The sequence below is a fragment of the Kitasatospora griseola genome (genome assembly GCF_044999035.1).
Taxonomy (GTDB): domain Bacteria; phylum Actinomycetota; class Actinomycetes; order Streptomycetales; family Streptomycetaceae; genus Kitasatospora; species Kitasatospora griseola.
The window spans coordinates 2538475-2559901 of record NZ_CP173360.1 but is presented as its reverse complement, the minus strand read 5'-3'; the positions used below and the strand labels follow the sequence as shown (position 1 = coordinate 2559901).

21 protein-coding genes are annotated in these 21427 nt (G+C 73.8%); 17 read left to right on the top strand and 4 right to left on the bottom strand.

The window, feature by feature from the left end; genetic code table 11:
• Positions 1 to 41 precede the first annotated feature (41 nt).
• The 11 genes from ACI1MP_RS11655 (at position 42) to ACI1MP_RS11605 (ending at position 12260) form a co-directional block, all read left to right on the top strand.
• The gene (locus ACI1MP_RS11655; RefSeq protein WP_404868620.1) at positions 42 to 1463 is read left to right on the top strand and encodes an FAD-binding oxidoreductase; all 1422 of its coding nucleotides are present in this window, start codon (positions 42 to 44) and stop codon (positions 1461 to 1463) included.
• A gap of 7 nt (positions 1464 to 1470) precedes the next feature.
• Positions 1471 to 2526, top strand: coding sequence for an amino acid--tRNA ligase-related protein (locus ACI1MP_RS11650; protein ID WP_380343912.1), 1056 nt, complete (start codon positions 1471 to 1473; stop codon positions 2524 to 2526).
• 63 nt (positions 2527 to 2589) lie between these two features.
• Positions 2590 to 3915 (top strand): MFS transporter, encoded by a 1326-nt coding sequence (locus tag ACI1MP_RS11645; RefSeq protein ID WP_404868619.1) that lies wholly within the window; start codon positions 2590 to 2592, stop codon positions 3913 to 3915.
• A 186-nt stretch (positions 3916 to 4101) separates the two neighbouring features.
• Positions 4102 to 5352, top strand: a complete 1251-nt coding sequence (locus tag ACI1MP_RS11640) for an acetyl-CoA carboxylase biotin carboxylase subunit family protein (protein ID WP_380343907.1) — start codon at positions 4102 to 4104, stop codon at positions 5350 to 5352.
• Positions 5342 to 6013 (top strand): HAD family hydrolase, encoded by a 672-nt coding sequence (locus tag ACI1MP_RS11635; RefSeq protein ID WP_380343905.1) that lies wholly within the window; start codon positions 5342 to 5344, stop codon positions 6011 to 6013. The genes ACI1MP_RS11640 and ACI1MP_RS11635 overlap by 11 nt, the downstream gene beginning before the upstream one ends.
• A gap of 62 nt (positions 6014 to 6075) precedes the next feature.
• The gene (locus ACI1MP_RS11630) at positions 6076 to 7218 is read left to right on the top strand and encodes a hypothetical protein (RefSeq protein ID WP_380343902.1); all 1143 of its coding nucleotides are present in this window, start codon (positions 6076 to 6078) and stop codon (positions 7216 to 7218) included.
• A gap of 173 nt (positions 7219 to 7391) precedes the next feature.
• Complete coding sequence (locus ACI1MP_RS11625) at positions 7392 to 8543, top strand: serine hydrolase domain-containing protein (protein ID WP_404868618.1); 1152 nt, start codon at positions 7392 to 7394, stop codon at positions 8541 to 8543.
• Positions 8544 to 8643: 100 nt separating this feature from the next.
• Complete coding sequence (locus ACI1MP_RS11620; protein WP_380343899.1) at positions 8644 to 9321, top strand: response regulator; 678 nt, start codon at positions 8644 to 8646, stop codon at positions 9319 to 9321.
• Positions 9322 to 9360: 39 nt separating this feature from the next.
• A complete protein-coding gene (locus ACI1MP_RS11615; protein ID WP_404868617.1) occupies positions 9361 to 10515 on the top strand; it encodes a sensor histidine kinase in 1155 nt (384 codons plus the stop codon).
• Positions 10516 to 10618: 103 nt separating this feature from the next.
• Positions 10619 to 11518 (top strand): ABC transporter ATP-binding protein, encoded by a 900-nt coding sequence (locus ACI1MP_RS11610; protein WP_404868616.1) that lies wholly within the window; start codon positions 10619 to 10621, stop codon positions 11516 to 11518.
• Entirely contained in the window at positions 11511 to 12260 is a 750-nt protein-coding gene (locus ACI1MP_RS11605; protein WP_404868615.1) for an ABC transporter permease, read from the top strand. Before ACI1MP_RS11610 ends, ACI1MP_RS11605 begins: the two co-directional genes overlap by 8 nt.
• Positions 12261 to 12548: 288 nt before the next feature.
• On the opposite strand, the gene ACI1MP_RS11600 is transcribed toward ACI1MP_RS11605, so the two are convergent.
• Positions 12549 to 12947 carry a hypothetical protein gene (locus ACI1MP_RS11600; RefSeq protein WP_404868614.1) on the bottom strand — a complete coding sequence of 133 codons (399 nt, stop codon included), beginning with the start codon at positions 12945 to 12947 and terminating at the stop codon, positions 12549 to 12551.
• Between the two features lie 245 nt (positions 12948 to 13192).
• Between ACI1MP_RS11600 and ACI1MP_RS11595 the strand changes: the two genes are divergently transcribed.
• Positions 13193 to 14125 carry an SCO1860 family LAETG-anchored protein gene (locus tag ACI1MP_RS11595; RefSeq protein WP_380343888.1) on the top strand — a complete coding sequence of 311 codons (933 nt, stop codon included), beginning with the start codon at positions 13193 to 13195 and terminating at the stop codon, positions 14123 to 14125.
• 176 nt (positions 14126 to 14301) lie between these two features.
• The gene (gene glnII, locus ACI1MP_RS11590; RefSeq protein WP_380343885.1) at positions 14302 to 15324 is read left to right on the top strand and encodes a glutamine synthetase GlnII; all 1023 of its coding nucleotides are present in this window, start codon (positions 14302 to 14304) and stop codon (positions 15322 to 15324) included.
• A 70-nt stretch (positions 15325 to 15394) separates the two neighbouring features.
• On the opposite strand, the gene ACI1MP_RS11585 is transcribed toward glnII, so the two are convergent.
• Positions 15395 to 16159, bottom strand: coding sequence for a GNAT family N-acetyltransferase (locus ACI1MP_RS11585; protein WP_404868613.1), 765 nt, complete (start codon positions 16157 to 16159; stop codon positions 15395 to 15397).
• An 86-nt stretch (positions 16160 to 16245) separates the two neighbouring features.
• Between ACI1MP_RS11585 and ACI1MP_RS11580 the strand changes: the two genes are divergently transcribed.
• The 4 genes from ACI1MP_RS11580 to ACI1MP_RS11565 all read left to right on the top strand — a co-directional run bounded on the left by ACI1MP_RS11580 (position 16246) and on the right by ACI1MP_RS11565 (position 19803).
• A complete protein-coding gene (locus ACI1MP_RS11580) occupies positions 16246 to 17178 on the top strand; it encodes a MerR family transcriptional regulator (RefSeq protein ID WP_404868612.1) in 933 nt (310 codons plus the stop codon).
• A gap of 80 nt (positions 17179 to 17258) precedes the next feature.
• Positions 17259 to 18422, top strand: a complete 1164-nt coding sequence (locus tag ACI1MP_RS11575) for a M48 family metallopeptidase (protein ID WP_404868611.1) — start codon at positions 17259 to 17261, stop codon at positions 18420 to 18422.
• 74 nt (positions 18423 to 18496) lie between these two features.
• On the top strand, positions 18497 to 19030 hold the full coding sequence (locus ACI1MP_RS11570; protein WP_380343873.1) for a hypothetical protein: 534 nt from the start codon (positions 18497 to 18499) through the stop codon (positions 19028 to 19030).
• Positions 19027 to 19803, top strand: a complete 777-nt coding sequence (locus ACI1MP_RS11565; protein WP_100589426.1) for an MOSC domain-containing protein — start codon at positions 19027 to 19029, stop codon at positions 19801 to 19803. The genes ACI1MP_RS11570 and ACI1MP_RS11565 overlap by 4 nt, the downstream gene beginning before the upstream one ends.
• 7 nt (positions 19804 to 19810) lie before the next feature.
• Here the strand turns inward: ACI1MP_RS11565 and cobC are convergent, their stop codons facing one another.
• Both cobC and ACI1MP_RS11555 read right to left on the bottom strand, forming a co-directional pair.
• Complete coding sequence (cobC, locus tag ACI1MP_RS11560; RefSeq protein WP_380343870.1) at positions 19811 to 20851, bottom strand: Rv2231c family pyridoxal phosphate-dependent protein CobC; 1041 nt, start codon at positions 20849 to 20851, stop codon at positions 19811 to 19813.
• Positions 20848 to 21288 carry a cobalamin biosynthesis protein gene (locus ACI1MP_RS11555; RefSeq protein ID WP_404868610.1) on the bottom strand — a complete coding sequence of 147 codons (441 nt, stop codon included), beginning with the start codon at positions 21286 to 21288 and terminating at the stop codon, positions 20848 to 20850. The genes cobC and ACI1MP_RS11555 overlap by 4 nt, the downstream gene beginning before the upstream one ends.
• Between the last annotated feature and the right edge of the window lie 139 nt (positions 21289 to 21427).

The window sequence follows — 21427 nt, the reverse complement described above, 5'->3', positions numbered from 1 at the left end:
GCCTCGGAAACGCTGGAAAGACAAGAGATCAAGTGACAGACGTGCACGAAGAGATACTCAGCGGCATCGCTCTCACCGACCTGAGGTCGGAGCACCGGGGCCCGGTCCTGGTGCTCGGGGATCCCGGCTACGACGAGGCCAGGCGGGTCTGGAACGGCATGCACGACCGCCGGCCGGCGCTGATCGCCCGCTGTCTGACCGCGTCGGACGTCAGCGCGGTGCTGCGGCACGCGGTCGCGGCGGACGTTCCGGTGACGGTGCGCGGCGGCGGCCACAACGTCGCCGGGACGGCGGTCTCCGACGACTCCGTCATGATCGACCTGTCGCTGATGCGCGCGGTGACGGTCGATCCGGCGGCCGAGCAGGCCGAGGCCGAGGGCGGCTGCCTGCTGGGCGAGGTGGACGCGGCCACGGCGCCGCACGGGCTGGCCTGCCCGGCGGGCGTGGTGTCGCACACCGGGCTCGGTGGTCTGGCGCTGGGCGGCGGTTACGGCTGGCTGGCCCGCAAGTGGGGGCTGACCTGCGACCACATCCTGGCCGCGGAGGTCGTCCTGCCGGACGGGTCGGTCGTCGAGGTGAGCGAGAGTCAGCACCCGGAGCTGCTGTGGGCGTTGCGCGGCGGCGGCGGCAACTTCGGCATCGTGACCAGGTTCACCCTTCGGCTGCGGCCGGTCGGCCCGGTGTACCACCACGCCGCGGTGTTCGGTCCGGACGAGGCTCCGGCGGCGCTGGAGGAGTACCGGCGGTTCGCCGCGGGGCAGTCGTCGGACATGCACGCCGTCGGCGCGTTCAAGGTCGCCGGGCAGCAGGAGTGGATCCCGGAGCGCCTGCGGGGTGAGCCGGCGCTGTTCCTCACCGCGGTGTGGCTGGGGGACCCGGCGGACGGACCGGCGGCCGTCGCGCCGCTGTTCGGCACGGTGGAGCCGGCCGGCTCGGTCGCCCGGGTGATGCCGTACCTGGAGCTGCAGGGCCTCGGTGACCACGGGGAGCCGCACGGGAACCGGTACTTCACCAAGTCCTGCTACCTGTCGGACCTGGCGTCCGACCCGGTGGCGGAGCTGGTCGAGGCCGCCCGTGACATCCGGTCGCCGCTCTCCTCCATCGACTTCGAGTTCCTGTGCGGCGCGATCTCCGGGCCCGCGAACGAGGAGTCCGCCTTCCCCCGCCGGGAGGCGCCGTACATCTGCACCGCGTCCGCGCAGTGGATCGACCCGCAGCACGACGCGGAGAACATCGCCTGGACCCGGAACACCGTGGCGCGGCTGGCCGCCTGGACGTACGGCGGCGCCTACGTCAACTACCTCCAGGACGAGCCCGCCGACCGGGTCGTCGAGGTGTACGGCGACGCGCGCTACCGGCGGCTGGCGGCCGTCAAGAACAGCTACGACCCGCGCAATGTCCTGCGGAGCAACCAGAACATCCGGCCCACGTCGGGCACCGCGCACCTTCCGTCCGAGAGGTAGTACTTCCATGACGAAGCTCAGTCAGTTCCGGCCGTCCGTCCAGCCTCCGGCCACCTGGGACAGTGGCGCCGGCGCCTTCCTCACGACCCTGCGCTCGCCCTGGTACTCCCTGGTCGCCGAGCTCCAGGACACCGTGCAGGTGGCGACCGCGGACTACGCCCGATCGCGCGGGCTGAAGGCGCTCAGCCTGCCGCTCACCACCCGCACCATCACCTGCCCGTCCGGGCTGGGGAGCGACACCGAGCCGGTCGCCGTGAACGTCAGCGGGGTCGACACCTACCTGTCCGACTCGGCGCAGTTCCTGCTGGAGTACGGCTGCCAGATCGCCCCGGGCGGCTGCTACGGCATCCTGCCGTCGTTCCGCAACGAGGTGCCGGACGCGACCCACCTCAGCCAGTTCACGCACAGCGAGGCCGAGATCCCGGGTGGACTCGACGACCTGATCGACTACGTCGAGGGGTACGTGAAGGCGCTGGCCGGATCGATCCTCGACCGGTGCGGGGACCGGCTCGCCGAGGCGCGGGGCGACGTCTCCCACCTGGAGCGGATGGTGAACTCCGCCGGCGGGTTCGAGCGGCTCACCTTCGACGAGGCCGAGCGGCTGCTGCGCGACGAGGAGGGCTGCATCGGCTACGAGGGCGACGGCCGGACGCTGAACCGCAAGGGCGAGCGCCTGCTGATGGAGCGGGTGAACGAGTTCGTCTGGGTGACGCACTTCGACCACCTCACCGTCCCCTTCTACCAGGCCTTCGGGGACAACGAGGGCCGCACCGCGAAGAACGCCGACCTGCTGTTCGGGCTGGGCGAGATCGTCGGCTCGGGCGAGCGGCACACCGACGCGGAGCCCGTCCGCAAGTCGCTGGCCATGCACAACGTCCCGGAGCACGACTACGCCTGGTACGTGGACATGAAGCAGGAGATGCCGCTGCGCACGGCCGGTTTCGGCATGGGCGTCGAGCGGTTCCTGATGTGGGTGCTCGACCACCACGACATCCGCGACATTCCGCTGGTGTCCCGGGTCGGCGAGACCACGAAGTGGCCCGAGAGCGTCGACCGCCCCTAGTCGATCGCCCCTAGTGCGGCCGGTTACTACCAGTAGAGCGGAATCTGTGTGATGGAGAAGACCGTGGACGAATCCGCGGCCGAGGTGGCCACTGCCGAGGCGCCGCAGTCCTCGGACAGCGGGACGGGGGTCAGGAAGCGCGGCGGGGTGTTCGCGCAGCGGGACTTCCGCCTGCTCTGGTTCGGCGAGACGAGCAGCTCGTTCGGCAACGGCATCGCCACCGTGAGCCTGCCGCTCATCGCGGTGGTGGCGCTGCACGCCGGCCCGATGGCGGTGGGCGTGCTGGCCGCGGCGGTCTGGCTGCCGTGGCTGATCGTCGGCCTGCCGGTCGGGGCCTGGGTGGACCGGCTGCCCCGCCGTCCCGTGATGATCACCTGTAACATCGTCTCGACCGTGCTGTTCGCGAGCGTCCCGATCGCCTGGTGGCTGGACGTCCTGACGATCGGTCACCTGCTCGTGGTGGCCATGGTCACCGGTACCGCCTCGGTGTTCTTCTCGACCGCCTATCACGTCTACCTGCCGTCCATCGTGGCGGAGGACGACCTGATGGAGGCGAACGTGAAGCTCCAGGGCGCCGAGTCGGTGATGGAGGTCGTCGGTCCCGGTGCGGGCGGACTGATCGCCCAGTGGGCCGGCGCCGTCATCGGCCTGCTGACGAACGCGGTCACCTTCCTGATCTCGACCGTCTGCCTGCTGCTGATCCGGTCCCGCGAGCCCGAGCCCACCGAGCCGGAGCGCGAGGACTCCCTGCGGCAGCAGATCGCCGAGGGGCTCCGGTTCACCGTCCGTGACCCGTACCTGCTGCCCATCGTCATGTACGGCGCGCTGGCGAACCTGGCGCTGGACGGCTACCAGGCCGTCCAGATCGTCTTCCTGATCCGCACCGTCGGCGCCGACTCGGCCGTGGTCGGCGGGCTGATCGCCGCCGCGGGCATCGGCGGCGTCCTCGGCGCGATGATCGCCAAGCCGATCGGGGACCGCTTCGGCACCGCCCGGGGCATGCTGATCTGCCAGCTGGGGGCGGCCCCGTTCGCCCTGCTGATGCCGCTCACGACGCCGGGCGTCGGACTGGTCTTCTTCGCCATCGGGTCGATGGCGCCGATGGTCGGCGTGGTGGCCAGCAACGCCTTCCTCAACAGCTTCCGGCAGCGGTACTGCCCGCCGAACATCCTCGGCCGGGTGGTGGCCACCACGATGTTCCTGAACTACAGCACGGTTCCGCTCGGCGCCCTGCTCGGCGGCTTCCTCGGAAGCGTCATCGGCACCCGCCCCACGATGTGGATCATGACGATCCTGCTGGTGCTGTTCGGGCTGATCCTGCTGGCCGGGCCCCTGCGGCGGGTTCGGGACTTCCCGACGGAGCCGCGGGCCGACCTCGTCGCGGCCTGATCACGGCCCGAGCGAGGCCCGATCGAGGCCTTGCCGCGGACGGTCGCGGTCGGCAGGCGCCGGCCGCGGCCGCCGAGAACGAAGGGCGCCGGCGCGGGACGCACCGCGCCGCCGTCCACCACCAAGCCAAACGTCCCGCCGTGGCGCAGCCGTGCGCCCGGACGGCCCAGAACGCGAGGTCTACCCATGAGCCAGAAGCCGGTGCTGCTCGTCGTCTACGACACCGGGAGCCTCGCGCCGACCCGGATCGCCGAGGCCGCCCGGAGCAACGGATGTGACGTCGTGTTCGTCGTCCCGGAGACGGAGCACGCGCAGGAGATGATCGTGATCCTCGAGATGTTCGGCGCGGTGGTGAACACCGTGGACCGCACCGAGGAGGACGTCCTGCGGAGCCTGCGCGAGCTGCGGCCCGCCGGCATCCTCACCTTCGGCGAGGACCAGATCCGCACCACGGCGCGGCTGGCCGAAGCGCTCGGACTGCCGTACCACCGGACCGCGGACCTGGACGCGATCACGCACAAGGACCGGCAGCGGGAGCGCTTCGCGCAGGCCGGCATCGACAGCATCGGGTTCCACACCGTCACCTCCGCCGCGCAGGCCGACGAGGCGATCGAGCTGGTCGGGCTCCCCGCCATCATCAAGCCGGTCGTCGGGGCGTCCAGCCGGAACACCGTGGCCGTGGCGACCGCCGAGGAGTGCCGTGCCGCGCTGGCCCGGATGTTCGACCGGGACTCCGGCGGGCCGGTGGAGACGGCCGTGATGGTGGAGGAACTCCTCGTCGGCCGGCCCGAACCGCGCCCGTGGGGCGACTACATCGCCGTGGACTGCGTCGCGTTCGGGGACGACGTCCGCCCGGTGTTCGTCACCAGCAAGTTCGCCCTCGCCGAGCCGTTCCGCGAACGCGGCGGCTACGGCGGGTACTCCGTGGTGCCGAAGGACGAGGTGCGCGCGGTGATCGACCTGGCGTGCGCGGCGGTTCGCGCGCTGCGGATCCACGGCGTCGCGGACGTCGAGATCAAACTGACGGCCGCCGGGCCGCGGGTCATCGAGGTCAACGGCCGGCTCGGCGCCTGGGTCGACGACCTCGCGGTGCGCTCGCGCACCAGCGACCCCGCGGACACCGCGATCCGGGCGGCGCTCGGCCGGCCCTGCGAGACCCCGGAGATCAGCACGGCCGGCCCGATCGCCTTCCACTACCTGATCGTGCCGCCCGCGGACGCCCGACGGGTCCGGGCGATCGGCGACGTGGGCGCCCTGCGGCGACTGCCGAACGTGGAACGGGTCTCCGTGCTGACCGAGCCCGGCACCGAAGTCGGCTGGCAGATCGGCGCGGAGGCCAACGTGGCGGCCGTCACCGGGGCCGTCGCGACCCATGAGGAACTGGCGGCGACGGTGGCCGCGATCGAGAGTGCGGACTGGATCAGCTATGAGTACTGAGCCCCTGACGTCGCGGGCCCCCAAGCTGGTGATCTTCGACCTGGACGGCGTCCTGGTCGACACCCAGGCGGCCGAGAACGCCGGAATCGCGTACGTGGGGGAGCTGATGGGGCTCACCCTCGACGAGGAGCGGCAACACGAGCTGTTCTCCGGCAAGAAGATGCAGGAGTGCATCGACCTGATGGCGGGCCTGGCCCGGACGAGCCCGCCGGCCGACGCCGTCCCACTCGCCCGGGCCAGGTGCGAAGAGCTCATCGGTGACCGGATCGACCCCATCGACGGCGTGGCGTACGCGCTCGAAGCGCTGGCGGACCGGGGCTTCGCCATGTGCGTCGCGTCCAACAGCCCCCGCGACATCATCGAACGCCGGCTGACGAAGGCCCGGGTGCTCCGCCACTTCGGCACCCGGATCTACTCCGCCTACGAGGTCGCCGCCTGGAAGCCCGACCCCGCCCTGTTCCGCTGGGCCGCCGCGGAATGCGGCGTCCCCGCCGACGACTGCGTCGTCATCGAGGACAGCCGGGTCGGCGTCGACGCCGCGCTCGGCGCGGGCATGCGGGTCCTGCAGTACACCGCCGATCCGGCCGGAACCCCGCACCGGGACGACGTCCGGCCCTTCTTCTCGATGCGGGACCTGCCCCGGTTGATCGCCGAGCTGTAGCCCCGATCCCGGAACGACCCCGGCCACCCGCCCCTATCCACTGCTCCTCCCGGAGGCACATCATGATGGACGACGCACGCAAGGTCATGGTCCTGGGTGCAGGCGACATCGGCCGCCGCGTGTTCCACGAACTGGCGCAGACCAGCCGTGGGCGCCAGGTCGAACTCGTCGGCAGGGACCAGGAAGCCGTCGTACGAGCCGTGAACCTGGCCAGGTTCTGTGCGCTGCAGCGCGGATTCTCGTCCACGGTCAGCGGCTCGGTCAGCGACCTGACCGACACCGCCCGCACCGCCGAGCGCATCGCGGAGTTCGCCCCCGACGTCATCTTCCTCGCCGTCAGCTACCAGTCCTGGTGGGTGATCTCGACGCTGCCCCAGGACTCCTTCGCGCGGCTGTACGCCGCCAACTTCGGCCCCTGGCTGCCCATGCACCTGGTCCCCGTGATGAAGGCCATGGAAGCGGTCAAGCTGTCCGGCAGCCAGGCCGTCGTGGTGAACGCCGCCTACCCGGACGCCGTCCACCCCGCGCTCTCCGCGGCCGGACTCTCGCCGGACCTCGGCATCGGCAACGTCGCCAACAACGTCCCCGGCATCCAGGCCGTGGTGGCCGACACCCTCGGCTGCGCCGCCGCGGAGCTGGAGGTGCGACTCGTCGCCCACCACTACGTCTCCCACCGGCTGTCCCGCCACGGCGACAGCGACCCCGCCGCCATGGGCCTGGCCGTGCTGCGGCAGGGTCACGACATCACCGCGGACCTCGACCTGCCGGCCCTGCTCAAGCGCCTCCCGCACGAATACCGCCGCACCGGCGGCCTGGCCGGCCACGCCATGACCGCCACCTCGGCCCTCAGCGTCCTCGAACCCCTGGTCGACGAGCGCGACGCCCTCGTCCACGCACCGGGCCCGGACGGCATGCTCGGCGGCTACCCGGTCGCCCTGGAAGGCGGAAAGATCCAGCTCCGCCTGCCCGGGGGGATGACCTCGGAGGAGGCCCTCGCCATCAACGTCTCGGGCCAACTCGCCGACGGCATCAGCGAGATCCGCCCGGACGGCACGGTGCGCTTCGAACCGGGAGCGATGCAGATCCTCACCGACGAGATCGGCTACTCCTGCGACGAGATGCCCCTCGCGGAGGCGGAGTCCCGGGCGCAGGAGATCGCCGACCGGTTCGCCAAGTACCGGGCACACGTCGGGACTTCACGCTAGGCCCGGTCCGGCCCGCCGGGAGTGGTCGACCGGCGAACCCTCACCCGACCCGGAGGCCCGGCGCCGAATCCTCCGGGTGCTCCTCGTCCGTACGGCCGATCCCCTCACCCGGCCGGTCCGCCGAGCCTGGTGGGTGGGCGAATGCCCTTGAGGGCGAGGGGAGTTAGGGTGCCATGCGACATCTGAGGGCGGCTGCTGCGGCCGTGCTCGCCGGCTGCGTGCTGCTGGGGGCGGGCGCCCCCGGGGCGCAGGCGGCGGATCGGGGTCCGGGCCCGGCGGACTCGGGCGAACTGCGGGTGATGCTCGACCGGTTGACCGCCGACGGCGCGGTGGGGGCGGTCGCCGAAGTCCGGCGGGGAGCGGCCGTGCGGCGGGCGGGGAGCGGGCGGACGACCCTGACGGGCGGCCGGCCGGTGCCCGCCGACGCCAGGTTCCGGGCCGGAAGCGTCACCAAGACGTTCACCGCCACGGTCGTGCTGCAACTGGTCGGGGAGGGACGGCTGGGCCTGGACGACACCGTACGGTCGTTGGCGCCCGGCCTGCTCACCGCGCCCGGCAGCGAGCGGATCACCGTCAAGGAGCTGCTGGACCATTCGAGCGGCCTGCCCGAGTACACCGACGGCCTGGTGCGGGGCGATGCGCCGATCGACCGCTTCCGGACCTGGACCGCCGCCGAACTGGTCCGCCGGGTCGCCGCGGAGCCGCTGCTCTTCGCGCCGGGCGAGGCGCACCACTACTCGAACACCGACTACGTGGTCCTCGGGGAGCTGATCGAACGGACCACGGGCGACTCCTACGCCACCGAGATCGACCGCCGGATCCTGCGGCCGCTCGGTCTGCGCGACACCCGCCTCCCGGGTTCCTCCCCCGCCCTCCCGGGCCCGCACGCCCACGCCTACGAGCCGGCCGCGCTGCCCGACGGCAGCGTGCGACCCGTCGACTTCACCGTCGTCAACCTGTCGATCGCCGCGGCCGCCGGGGACCTCGTCTCCACGACCGCCGACCTCGACCGCTTCTACGCCGCGCTGCTCACCGGCCGTCTGCTCACCCCGGCCCTGCTGCGAGCGATGACCGACCCGTCGGCGGGCGGCTGGGGGCTCGGGCTGGAACTCGCCGACCTCCCGTGCGGCCCGATCGCCGGCCACGGCGGCGGCGCGGCCGGCTACCACACGCTCTCCTTCCACTCCCTCGACGGCAGCCGCCAGGTGACGCTCGACTGGACCGCCTGGGGCCCGGGCGATCCGCTGCCGGCGGCCCGGGCGTTGCTGGCCTGGGCGCTCTGTCCGGGAGTTGACGACAAGTCGGAGGCGGCGCCTCGCAGGTGAACCGGCGAGCCCGGACTCCGGGCGCCGTGCTTCGCCCGGCCGACCGGGCCACCGGCAGCAGGAGCTTCGGCGCCGGCCCGTGGCGCATACAGTGGGGGCCATGGCGGGCGAGATTCGGGTGCTGATCGCGGACGACCAGGCGCTGCTGCGCGGCAGTTTCCGGCTGTTGGTGGACTCCACGCCCGGTCTGGCGGCCGCGGGGGAGGCCGCCGACGGGGCGGCTGCCGTCCGGCTCGCGCGGCAACTGCGGCCGGATGTCGTGCTGATGGACCTTCGGATGCCGGTGCTCGACGGCATCGCCGCCACCCGGGAGATCTGCTCCGATCCGGAGTCGGCAGGCGTCCGGGTGCTGGCGCTGACCATGTTCGACCTGGACGAGTACGTGTATCCGGCGCTCCGGGCGGGGGCCAGTGGCTTCCTGCTGAAGGACGCCACACCGGCCGACCTGGTGACGGGGATCCGGACCGTCGCGGCGGGGGAGGGCATCCTGTCGCCGACGGTGACCCGGCGGTTGATCGCGGACGTGTCCCGGAACGCCGGGCCGGCTCGGCCCGAGCCGCGGCTGGTCGGGCTGACCCGCCGCGAGCACGAGGTGCTGGTCCAGATCGCCAACGGGCTCTCCAACCAGGAGATCGCCGAGCGGCTGGTGATCAGCCTGCCCACGGTGAAGTCCCATGTCGGCAGCCTGCTGGCCAAGTTGAGCGCCCGGGACCGCGCCCAGCTGGTGATCGTCGCCTACGAGGCCGGCATCGCCGAGCCCGGCATGCCGCAGCTCTGACGCCGACCGCCGGTTCGGACCGGCCGTAGCGTTGTCGGCATGCTGTCCGCATTCCGAAAGGCCTCCGCCGTACGCCAGTTGATCGCGGTCGACGCCGCCGCCGCGGTGGGACTGGCGCTGCTCCCGGCGCTGTCCCCGCTGCGGCCGCAGGCCGGCGACGGCGTGCCGGGCTGGGTGCTGGGGGCGGCGGCCGTGGCGGCCGCGGCGCCCCTGGTGGTGCGGCGGATCGGGCCGTGGCCGGTGTTCCTCACGGTGCTCGCGGTGGCCGTGGCCTCGATCCCGCTGGGCCTGGCGCCGACCGCGTTCCTGGCCGCCGCTTTCGCGGCGTACCCGGTCGCGCTGCGGACCGGCCCGCCGCCGTTCGGGCGGGGTGCGGCGGTGATCGGCGGGACGAGCGCGGCGGGCGTGGTCCTGCTGACCGTCGGCGGCAGTCCGCACTACCCGGGCGGGACGCAGGCGGTGCAGGTGCTCTTCGGCGTGCTGGTGCTCGGCGCCACGTGGGCGGCCGGCCTCGCCGTGCGGGAGCGCCGGGAAGGCGTGCGCCGGACGATCGAGCAGGCCGGGGAGCGGGCCAGGCGGGAGGAGCGGCTGCGGATCGCCCGGGACATCCACGACGTGGTCACCCACAGCGTGGGCCTGATCGCCGTCAAGGCGGGCATCGCCAACCACGTCGCCGCCACCCGTCCCGAGGAGGCCGGGCTCGCGCTCACCGCCATCGAGGAGATCAGCCGGAAGGCGTTGAGCGACCTGCGTGCGACCCTCGTGGTGCTGCGCGGCGAGGACGGCTCCGACGGGGGCGACCTGCGGCCGGCCCGGGGTCTGGCCGACCTGCCCGAGCTGGTCCGCGCCGCCGAACTCGCCGGGGTGCGGGTCGAGTTGACGACGCGCTGCGCGGTGGAGCCGCCGGGCGGTGTCGCGCTCGCCGGGTACCGCATCGTGCAGGAGGCGCTGACCAACACCGCCAAGCACGCCGCCCCCACGCGCTGCCGGGTCCGGGTGGTCGCGGCCGACGGCGGACTGACCGTCGAGGTGGCCGACGACGGGCGGTCCGGCGGCGGGCCGGCCGGGCCGGTGCCCGGCAGCGGCCTCGGCCTGCTCGGCATGCGGGAGCGGGCCCACGCCCACGGCGGCACCCTCACGGCCGGGCCCGGCGACGGCGGCGGCTGGACCGTCCGCGCGGTGCTGCCGTACTGACGGAATCTCATCCTCGGGTAGGGGTTCGGGCGGCGGCCCGGGGCCGGCGGGACCGGACCGGGGGCCGATGCGGCGCCGGCGCCACCCGCCGAGACTGGACGGCGTGATCGACGTCAACGACCTGACCAAGCGGTACGGCCGGCACACCGTCGTGGAGGGGCTGACCTTCGCCGCCCGGTCCGGCACGGTGACCGGATTCCTGGGCCCGAACGGCGCCGGGAAGACCACCACCATGCGGATGATCCTCGGCCTGACCCGCCCGGACGGCGGCAGTGCCCTGATCAACGGCCTGCCGTACCGTCAACTGCGGTTCCCCGTACGGCAGGTAGGCGCCCTGCTGGAGGGCGGCGGGGCGCACCGCGGCCTCACCGCCCGCGACCACCTGCGCTGGCTGGCCCGGAGCAACGGCATCGCGCCCGAGCGGGTCGGCCGGATGCTCGACCTGACGGGCCTCGGCGCGGCGGCCGGCAAGCGGGTCGGGGCGCTGTCGCTCGGCATGTCCCAGCGCCTGGGGCTGGCCGCGGCGCTGCTCGGCGACCCGCCGGTGCTGGTGCTGGACGAGCCGGTCAACGGCCTCGACGCGGAAGGCATCCGCCGGCTGCGGGAACTGCTGCGGGCGATGGCCGCGGAGGGGCGCACGGTGCTCGTGTCCAGCCACCTGATGGCCGAGACGGCGATGGTGGCGGACCGGCTGGTGGTGGTCGACCGCGGCCGACTGGTCGCGGACGCCCCGCTGGAGGAGTTCCTGGCCCGGCACGCCCGCTCGCACGTCCAGGTCCGCACCCCCGAACCGGCGTCGCTGGCAGCCGAGTTGCAGCGGGCCGGCGCCGCCGTGCGGCGCACCGGGGACGGCAGCCTGCAGGTCACCGGGCTGCCCGCGGCCGAGATCGGCCGGCTGGCCGCCGCCCGCGGCCTGGCGCTCGACGAACTGGGCACCCGGACCGGGTCGTTGGAGGAGACCTTCCTCGCCCTGCTCGCCGCGAGGAGCGACGCCCGTGCCTGAGACCCTGGCCGCCCTGCGCGGCGAACTCGTCAAGCTGCGCAGGGTGCGCGGCACCTTCCTCGCGCTGCTGCTGTTCGCCCCGGTCAGCCTGGGGATCGGCGCCCTCGACGGGGTCTCCGCGCGCTCCGCGCTGGACGCGCACAACCCGCTGCTGCGCGCCGACTTCACCCCGGAGCAGACCGGCCTGGACGGCATCCAGTACGGCCAGCTCGCCCTGATCGTCTTCGCGGTGCTGGCGGTGGCCGGCGAGTACGGCTCGGGCCTGCTGCGGACTTCACTGCTGGCCGTGCCCGACCGGGGCCGGCTCTACCTGGCGAAGACCGTCGCGACGGCCCTGGCGGCCCTCGCGGTCGGCGCCCCCGTGACGGTGGCCGGGTACCTGGTCACCCAGTACGCGCTCGGCCCGCACGGCGCGGGCCTCGGCGCCGCCGGCGTCCCCGTCGCGCTGCTCGGCGCGGCCTGCTACCTGGTGCTGATGAGCCTGTTCGCGGCCGGCCTCGCCGCGGCGGCGCGCAACGCCGTCGTCCCGCTGGTCGTCCTGCTGCCCGTGCTGGCCGGCTCGCACCTGCTGTCGCTGCTCGGCGCGACCCGGCAGCTCGCCCGCTACCTGCCGGACCGGGCCGGCGCCGAGCTGCTCACGGTGGGCTCCCACGACCAACTCCGGGGCCTGCTGGTGCTGTCGGCCTGGACGGCCGCCACGCTGGCCCTCGGCCTCCTGCGGCTGCGCCGCTGGGACGGCTGACGGTCGGTGGGTCACCAGGTGCCGATGGTGCGGAGGGTGACGGTGGTGCCGCTGTCGGTGCCGGCCGCGAAGACGCACACCCGGTGGGCGTCCAGGAGCGAACCGCGGGTCCGGCAGGCCGACCAGCCGCCCCGGTCGTCCGTGGCGAGCGGCCGGCCGGAGGCCGTCAGGTGACCGCGGACCCGGTCGAGGACTGGCCGGCGTTCTGGCCGGAGGCACTGCCGACGACCAGGTCGTGCTCGCAGAAGTCGGCGGACCCGCTGCCGCAGCCGGAGCGTTCGGAGGTGATCAGGAGACCGGTCGGCCTGGGGGCCGGTTCCGACGCGGCCGGGATCCCGGCGGGCCGGCCGTCGTCGTGCAGGAGCCGAACAGCCAACTCGCCGTCCCCGTCAGCAGCGTGCAGCCGATCAGCAGCGCGGTCACGATGCCCCGGCGTTCGCCGCGCTCGCCGTTGCGCACGGGCCGCACCAGGGCCAGGCCCACCAGCGGCACCACGGCCAGGGCGCAGCCGACGCCCACCAGGCCCGTCCAACGCACCTGCTGGGGCAGCCGGTCCAGCACTCCGGCCGCCGCGACCAGGGCCGCCGCCGCGAGCACCGCGGCGATCACCGGCCGGACCCGTCCCTTCGGCGCCGCGAACAGCCAACAGGCAAGCGGTGCAGCCAGGATGACCATCTCGATCCCCACGGCGTTCACTCTGCCCGCGCCCTTTCCCGCTGGGAAGGCTCCGATGCGTGCCGGAATCTCTCCGGAAAAGGTCAGTCCGGATCGTCAACCTCACCCGAAGGAGTGAACTGACGCTCCGTGTTGCTGAGGTGACGCAGGGTTCGAGAAGACTGGCGGCAGTCGAGAGCGCGAACCCCTCCCCGTGCGTGGTGCCGGGTGAGGTCGCGGGTGCGCTCTGCCGTTCACCATGTGTGGGGGTTCCTGTCATGTCTGTTCTGCGCACGGTTGCCGTGTCCGCCCTGGCCGCTTCCGCCCTCGCGGTCGCGCTTCCGCTGCCGGCCTACGCCGCCGACGCCGGTACGCCCGCGAAGCCCGGGAAGGCGCGTGCGGTGACGGCCGAACTCGCCCTGGACGTCACGCTGTTGAACACGGTGAAGGTGCCCGTCGACGTGGCGCTGAACAAGGTGGAGTCGCCGGCCCAGCGGGACGGCGCGATGCTCACCGCGGCGGTCGACGGGGTCGCCAACGGGCAGCCGGTGACCCTGGTGAAGGCGCAGGTCGGCAAGTCCGTGACCAAGACGGACGCCAACCAGGCCAATGCCTCCGTGCAGTTGGTGGGCGCGGACGTGCACGTCCCCGGGCTGCCGCTGACCACGCTGCTCGGGCTGGACGCGATGAGCGCCGAGGTCAGCTGCCCGGTGGACGGCCAGCCGACCGCCAAGGTGACCGCCCCGGCGAAGCTCACGGTGCTCGGGAAGTCGGTGACGCTGGGCCTCAACTCGCCCACCCACGTGGACGTTCCGACGATCGGCTCGGTGGACGTCGAGTTCTCGAAGAAGACCGTCACCAGCAGCACCGCCGCAGCCTCCGCGCTGGAGGTGCAGGTGTCGATCAACCCGCTGAACCTGAACGTCGCCAAGGTGGACGGCAAGGTGACGGTCGCCGCGGTGTCGTGCGAGAAGCCGGTGGCGGCGGTGGTGCCGGCCGCGGCCTCGTCCGCCGCGCCGAACCCGTCCGGCGCCGCGTCGGGGACGGCGCAGAACCGGACGACGCCGAAGGACGCCGGTGAGGAACTGGCGTACACCGGCTCGACCGGCACCACCGCGCTGGCCGCCGGCGGCGTCACGCTGGTGGTGGCCGGCGGGGCCGCCGTGTGGATGACCCGTCGTCGGCGCGCCGCGCACGCCCGCCACCGCTGAGCACGCCCGCGGTGCCCCAGTGACATGCCTGCGTAACGGGAGCGACCCTCCCGGACAGTGAGCATGTCACTGCGCACCGTTGGTTCACATGGGCGTTACATCGGAGGAACAACCGGGAAACGGCGGCTTGCGAGGCTACGCAGGCACCCACCACCCGAGCAGTGAGGTTCACCGCGATGGCAATCAAGGCCGAGTACATCTGGATCGACGGCACCAAGCCGACCGCGAAGCTGCGTTCCAAGACTCGTGTCCTGCCGAACGCGGACAAGATCCCCACCTGGGGCTTCGACGGCTCCTCGACCAACCAGGCCGAGGGCCACGCCTCGGACCGCGTGCTCGACCCGGTGCGCGTCGTTCCGGACCCGATCCGCGGCGGCGAGCACATCCTGGTGCTGTGCGAGGTGCTGGAGACCAACGGCACCCCCCACGAGTCCAACAACCGCGCCCTGCTGCGCGAGGTCGCCGAGCGCTACGCCGACCAGGAGTCGATCTTCGGCATCGAGCAGGAGTACACCTTCTTCAAGGGCTCCCGCCCGCTCGGCTTCCCGGAGGGCGGCTACCCGGCCCCGCAGGGCGGCTACTACTGCGGCGTGGGCGCCGAGGAGGTCTTCGGTCGCGAGATCGTCGAGCTGCACCTCGACCGCTGCATCGACGCCGGCCTGGCGATCTGCGGCATCAACGCCGAGGTCATGCCCGGCCAGTGGGAGTTCCAGATCGGCCCGGTCGACGCGCTGACCGTGTCGGACGACATGTGGATCGCCCGCTACCTGCTCTACCGCACCGCCGAGGAGTTCGGCATCGACGCCACCCTGGACGCCAAGCCGGCCCGTGGCGACTGGAACGGCGCGGGCGCCCACACCAACTTCTCCACCAAGGCGATGCGCGAGGGCTACGAGGCCATCATCACCGCCTGCGAGTCGCTCGGCGCCTCCCAGGAGAAGGTGCTGGAGCACGTCAACCAGTACGGTGACGACATCCAGTCCCGCCTGACCGGCAAGCACGAGACCGCCCCGTGGAACGTCTACTCGTACGGCGTCTCCAACCGCGGCGCGTCGGTCCGCATCCCGTGGCAGGTCGAGGTGGACCAGAAGGGCTACATCGAGGACCGCCGCCCGAACGCGAACGTCGACCCGTACGTGGTCACCCGCCTCATGATCAACACCTGCTGCGAGGCCCTGGAGAAGGCCGGCCAGGTCTGATCCGCCGCACGTCGCACGACGGCGCCCGCCGAACCCCTGCTCGGGGGGTCGGCGGGCGCCGTCGTCGCCGTCACATCCGGACGAAGCCGTGGGTGCGGCCCACCGTCACGAAACCGCGGCGGGCGTACCACTGCTGCGGCCAGTCCTCGGCGTCCGCGACCAGGAAACGCAGGCCGTCCGGGGCCTGTTCGGCGGCCAGGTGCAGGGCCGTGGTCAGCACCCGGTCCGCGAGGCCGCGGCGCTGGCGGTGCTCCGCCGTCGCCAGGTCCTCGATCTGCGCGGTGCCCGCCGCGTCCTGGTACAGGTCCGCCCAGGCGCCGAACTCGCCGTCCGCGTCCCGGGCGGCCAGGATCAGCACCCGGTCCGCGCCGGCCTCGCGGGCGGTCCGCCGCGACACCAGCTGGGCGATCGAGTCGTCCGCCGCCCACGGCAGCCAGCTGCGCCACTGGCGCTCCAGCACCGGTGCCAGCTCGGCGAGTCCGACCTGCTCGGCGCCGCCCGGGGCCGGCACCGGGCCCCGGTGGACCATCACCAGCTCCACCTCGTGCTGGTACCCGGCCGCGACCAGCCCCGGCGCCAGCGCCTGCCCGGCCGCCTCGTCGAACACCGCGATCCGCCGGTGCCCGAGATGCCCCAGCGCCTCCTCGGCCAGCCCCGCGACGTCCACCCCGCTCGGCGGCACGTCCAGGACCAGCTGATTGTGCTCGTGCGAATACCGGTACCGCTCGCTCAACACCGCGAACCCGCCCGGCAGTTCCACCACCTCGTCGGCCTGCCGACGGGCGAACCCGCGACGGAACTCCAGCGCTGTCCGCAAACTCTCCTCGCCCACCATCCGGCCATCGTAGGCCGGGCCGACGGATGTACCCGAAGGAATATTCGGCTTGAGTCTCCCGTGGGGGGAGACCCCACAGTGGGGCCATGGACGGCGAAGAACTGGTGACGATCGGCGAGTTGGCGCGGCGGACCGGACTGACGGTGAAGACCGTCCGGTACTACGCGGACACCGGGCTGGCGCCGTCCACCGACCGCAGCCCCGCCGGGTACCGCCGGTACGGGGCGCAGGCCGTGGCGCGACTTCAACTGGTGCGCACCCTGCGCGAGTTGGGCCTCGACCTGGGGGCCGTCCGCCGGCTGCTGGACCGGGAGAGCACGGTCGGCGAGGTGGCCCGCGCCCACGCGGACGCCCTGGACGTGCAGATCCGGACGCTGCGGCTGCGCCGGGCCGTGCTCCGTGCGGTCGCCGAACAGGGAAGTGAAGGAGAGGAGATCGCGATGATGCACCGACTGGCGAAGCTGTCCGACGAGGAACGCCGCCGCATGATCGAGGAGTTCGTCGAGGACACCTTCGGCACGGCGGACGCCAACCCCGAACTGGTGGAACTGCTCCGCACGGCCGTGCCGGAACTGCCCGAGGAGCCCGGCCCCGTCCAGGTCGCGGCCTGGGCCGAGCTCGCCGAACTGACCCGTGACGAGGACTTCCGCGCCTCGCTGCGCCGGATGGCCGCCTACCAGGCCGCGGAACGCGCAGCCGGCGACACCACCGGGCTGCACCACCGGCTGACCGAGCAGGTCCGCGAGGCCGTCGGCGGGGCGCTGGCGGCCGGTGTCGCCCCGGACTCGGCCCGGGCCGGACAGGTGGTGGCCGGCCTGACGGCCCGGTACGCGCAGGTGTTCGGGCGGCCGGACGACGCCGCGCTCCGGGCCTGGCTGCTGACCAGGCTGGAGGTGGCGGGCGACCACCGGGTGGAGCGCTACTGGGAGCTGCTGGCCCGGATCAACGGCTGGCCGGTGCCGTCGTCGCTGGGGCCGGTGTTCGCGTGGTTCACGGCGGCGCTGCGGGCGGCGGCCTGACGGCATGACGGGTCGCGCGGTGCACGGCGGGGCTGCGCGCGCAGGGGTTCGACGGAGCGCCGGGTCACTACGCTGGGGGCATGGCCGACACACCGCCCTCCGTCCCGTCCGGCGACTTCACCCCGCAGGAGCTGGCCCGCGGCCGGGCGTTGCGGCGGGCCCAGCTGCCGTGGGCGCTCGGCGGGCAGCTGGCCTCGCTGGCGCTGTCGGCGGTGCTCGGGTTCACGGCGGCCGGGGCGGGGCTGGTGACGGCGGTCGGCGGGTGGTTCGGGGGCAGTTGGGCGGCGGAGGTGCTGGCCGGGAGCGCGGCGCTGGTGCTTCTCGGACGGCTGGTGACGCTGCCGTTCTCCGCCGGGGTCCGCACCGCCCGCGCCCGGTTCGGCCTGGTCACCCAGGGCTGGAAGGGCTGGGCGGTGGACGCGGTGCGCGGAACGGCGGTGGCCCTGGCGCTGTTCCTGCCGCTCGCGCTCGGCCTGTACGCGCTGATCGGGCACTCGCCGACCGGTTGGTGGGTGCCCGGCGCACTGGCCGCGGCGCTGCTGACGGTGGCGCTGTCGTTCCTGCACCCGCTGGTCTTCGAGCCGCTGTTCAACCGCTTCACCCCGATGCCGGACGGCGAACTGCGCACCGCCCTGCTGGAGTTGGCCCGTCGCGACGGCATCGCGGTGCGCGACGTGCTGGTCGCCGACGCGTCCCGCCGGACCACCGCGCTGAACGCGTACGTCTCCGGCTTCGGCCCGACCCGGCGGATCGTGGTCTACGACACCCTGCTGCGGACCGCCGACCCGCGCGAGGTCGAACTCGTCGCCGCGCACGAACTCGGCCACGTCAAGCACCGCGACGTCGCCACCGGCACCGTCCTGGGGGCGATCGGCGCGGCCGTCGTGGTGCCGCTGCTGGCGGCGTTGCTCGCCTGGCAGCCGCTGCTCGACGCCGCGGGCGCCGCGCACCCGCAGGACCCGCGTTCCCTCCCGCTGCTCGCCGCGCTCGCCGCCCTGCTCGGTGCCGCCAGCACCCCCGCCCAGTGCACGGTCAGCCGCCGGATCGAGACCCGTGCCGACCGCCACGCCCTCGAACTGACCGGTGACGCCGAGCAGTTCATCGCCATGCAGCGCCGCCTCACCGTCGCCAACGTCGCCGACCCGAACCCGCCCCGCGTCCTCGAACTGCTCCTCTCCACCCACCCCAGCGCCACCCGCCGCATCGCCGCCGCCCGCAACTGGCGGGCCGCGCAGCCGTCCTGACGCAAAGCGGTGGCCGGGCGGGCCCGGTGCGGGAGAGAATCCGGCACCGAGCACCGAGCACCCAGGAGGCGTACATGGCGGACCGGCCGCTGCTGATGCTGGACGTCGACGGCCCGATAGCCCCGTACGGCAGGTTCCGGCGGCCCGGCGGCTACCGGACGCACCGGGTGCAGTCGCGGGCCTGGCGCCAGCGGCAGCTCGATCAGGGCGTGCGCAAGCCGAAGCCGCTGCGGGTCTGGCTGCACCCCGACCACGGACCGTCCCTGCTGGCCTTGCCGTACAGCCCGGTGTGGGCGACGGCCTGGCGGGAGGAGGCGGACGAGCTCCTGGCGCCGCTGCTCGGGCTGCCCAGGTTCCCGTACGTGAACTGGGAGTCGATGCACCACGGCGACCCGGACGGGCTGCACTGGAAGACCCGGCAGCTGGTGGCGTGGGCCGACCAGCAGCCGTTCGCCTGGGTGGACGACGAGATCGAACCGCAGGACACCGAGTGGATCGCCGCCAACCACCCGGGCCCGGCGCTCACCCTGAAGATCGACCACCGGTACGGGCTGCGGCCCGAACACTTCGCACAACTCACCGCCTGGGCCGAGGAGCTGGACCGTTGAGAGTCGCCGCGCTGTACCGCCACCCCGTGAAGTCGATGCTCGGCGAGGAGGTCTCCCGGGCCCGGATCGACGAGCACGGCGTCGAGGGCGACCGCCGCCGGGCCCTGCTGGACGTCACCACCGGCCGGGTCGCCAGCGCCAAACAGCCGCGCGCCTGGCGGCAGTTGCTCACCCTGCGCGCCGAGACCAAGGACGACGGCGTGCGGATCACCGGCCCCGACGGCGGCGAGCTGGACGAGGACGCGATCAGCGCGCTGGTGGGCCGACCCGTCCGGCTGATCACCGAACGGCCGCCCGGCTCCGTGCTGCTGCGCTCGGTGCCCGAACAGGTGCTGGCCGACGGCATCGAGGCCGAAGTGGAGTACACCGTCCAGGACTTCGGCAAGGCGGCGGCCCCCGGCAGCTTCTTCGACTTCGCCCCGCTGCACCTGGTCACCACCGCCACCCTGGCCGGCACGCCCGCCGCCCGCTACCGCCCCAACCTGGTCCTGGAGACGGACGGGGAGCCGTTCGCGGAGAACGACTGGGTCGGCCGCGAGCTCACCGTCGGCGCGGACCTGCGGCTGCGCCTGATCGCGGCCAGCCCGCGCTGCGCCGTTCCCACCCTCGCGCACGGCGAGCTGCCCGCCGACCCGGAGGCGCTGCGCCGCCCGGCCCGGCTCAACCGGGTCGTGCCGCTGCCCGGCATGGATCCGCTGCCCTGCCTGGGGGTGTACGCGCAGATCCTCGCCCCGGGCACGGTGGAGGCCGGGGACGAGGTCGAGCTGCACTGACGCGGCGTCAGCCGGGGATCGCGGCCGCCAGGGCGTCGAGGAAGCGGTCGGTGGTGTCCCGGTCGCGGACGGCCAGCCGCAGCCAGTCGGGGCCGAGGCCGGGGAAGGTGTCGCCGCGGCGGACGGCGAACCCGGCGGTGCGCAGGCGGTCGCGGACGGCGGCGGCGTCCGAGAGCCGGATCAGCACGAAGGAGGCCGCCGGCTCGCCGTGCACCCGGACGTCCGGGAGTGCGGCGAGGCCCTTCAGCAGGTGCTCGCGGTCCAGCGCGGTGGTGCGGGCGGCGTCGTCGGCCTCGGCGAGGGCGGCTGGCGTGGAGCAGAGTTCGGCGGCGGCCAGCGCGGGAGTGGAGACCGGCCACAGGGGCTGGGCGGCGGCGAGTTCGGCGACCAGGTCGGCGGGGGCGAGCAGGTAGCCGATCCGCAGGCCGGCCAGGCCCCAGGTCTTGGTGAGGCTGCGCAGCACCACCACCCGGCCGGGCAGGTCGCGGGCCCCGGCGAGGGTCTGGGTCTCGCCCGGGTCGGTGTCCATGAACGCCTCGTCGACCACCAGGGTCCGCCCGGGCCGGGCGAGTTCGGCCAGTGCGGCGGCCGGGTGCAGGATGGAGGTGGGGTTGGTGGGGTTGCCGACCACCACCAGGTCGGCGTCCTCCGGAACGGCCCCGGGCAGCAGGCGGAAGCCCTGCTCCGGTGTGAGGAGGACCCGGTGGACGGTGTGCCCGGCGTCCCGCAGCGCCGCCTCCGGTTCGGTGAACTGCGGGTGCACCACCACCGCGTGGCGCGGCCGCAGCACCCGGGCGAGCAGCACGAACGCCTCGGCCGCGCCGGAGGTGAGCAGCACCTCGGCGACCGGCCGCCCGTGCCGCGCGGCGACGGCGGCACGGGCCGCGGTGCCGTCCGGGTAGGCGGCCAGCGTGTCCAGCGTGGCGGCGAGGTGTGCGCGCAGCCACGGCGGCGGGGTGCCGGTGCGGACGTTCACCGCGAGGTCGACCAGTCCGGCGGAGCGGACTTCGGCGTCGCCGTGATGGCGCAGATCGGGCTCGGCGTTCACCTGGTGGCCTCCTGGGGCGGGGCGGCGGTTGCGGGGGCGCTCTCCGCGAGCGCGGCGGTGGCCGTGGCCGAGGCGGTGCGCGGCGCCAGCAGGCGGCCGCCCGGTCCGGCCGAGGCCAGCGCGGCGGCTTCGGCGACGCTCGGGGTGCCGACCGCCGCGGCCACCCGGGCGGAGCCGGCCACCGGGACGGCGGCCAGCACGGCGGCCGGGTGGCCGACCACGGGGACGTTCAACTCCCGTGCAGCGGCGCGCAGTCCGGGCTCGACGAGCTTGCGGTCCAGGGTGGCGACCAGGACGACGGCGGAGCGGTCGAGGCCGCAGGCGGAGAGGGCGGCGTCGGCGGTGCGGAGCAGTTCGGCGGCGGGGGCGCCGCGGCGCAGCCCGAGGCCGAGCACCACGCGGGGGGCGGGCAGGGGAGAAGCGAAGGCGGCTGTCACGCCCGGCCCTCCCGTTCCTCGTTCACCGTGCCGGTCGTGCGCGCCGGGCCGGAAAGATCCCACCATGTCGGTCCGAGGCGGGTCAATCGGGACAGGTGTGAGCCGTGCCGCTCCGCTGGCCGAAAAGCGCCGGGGCGGC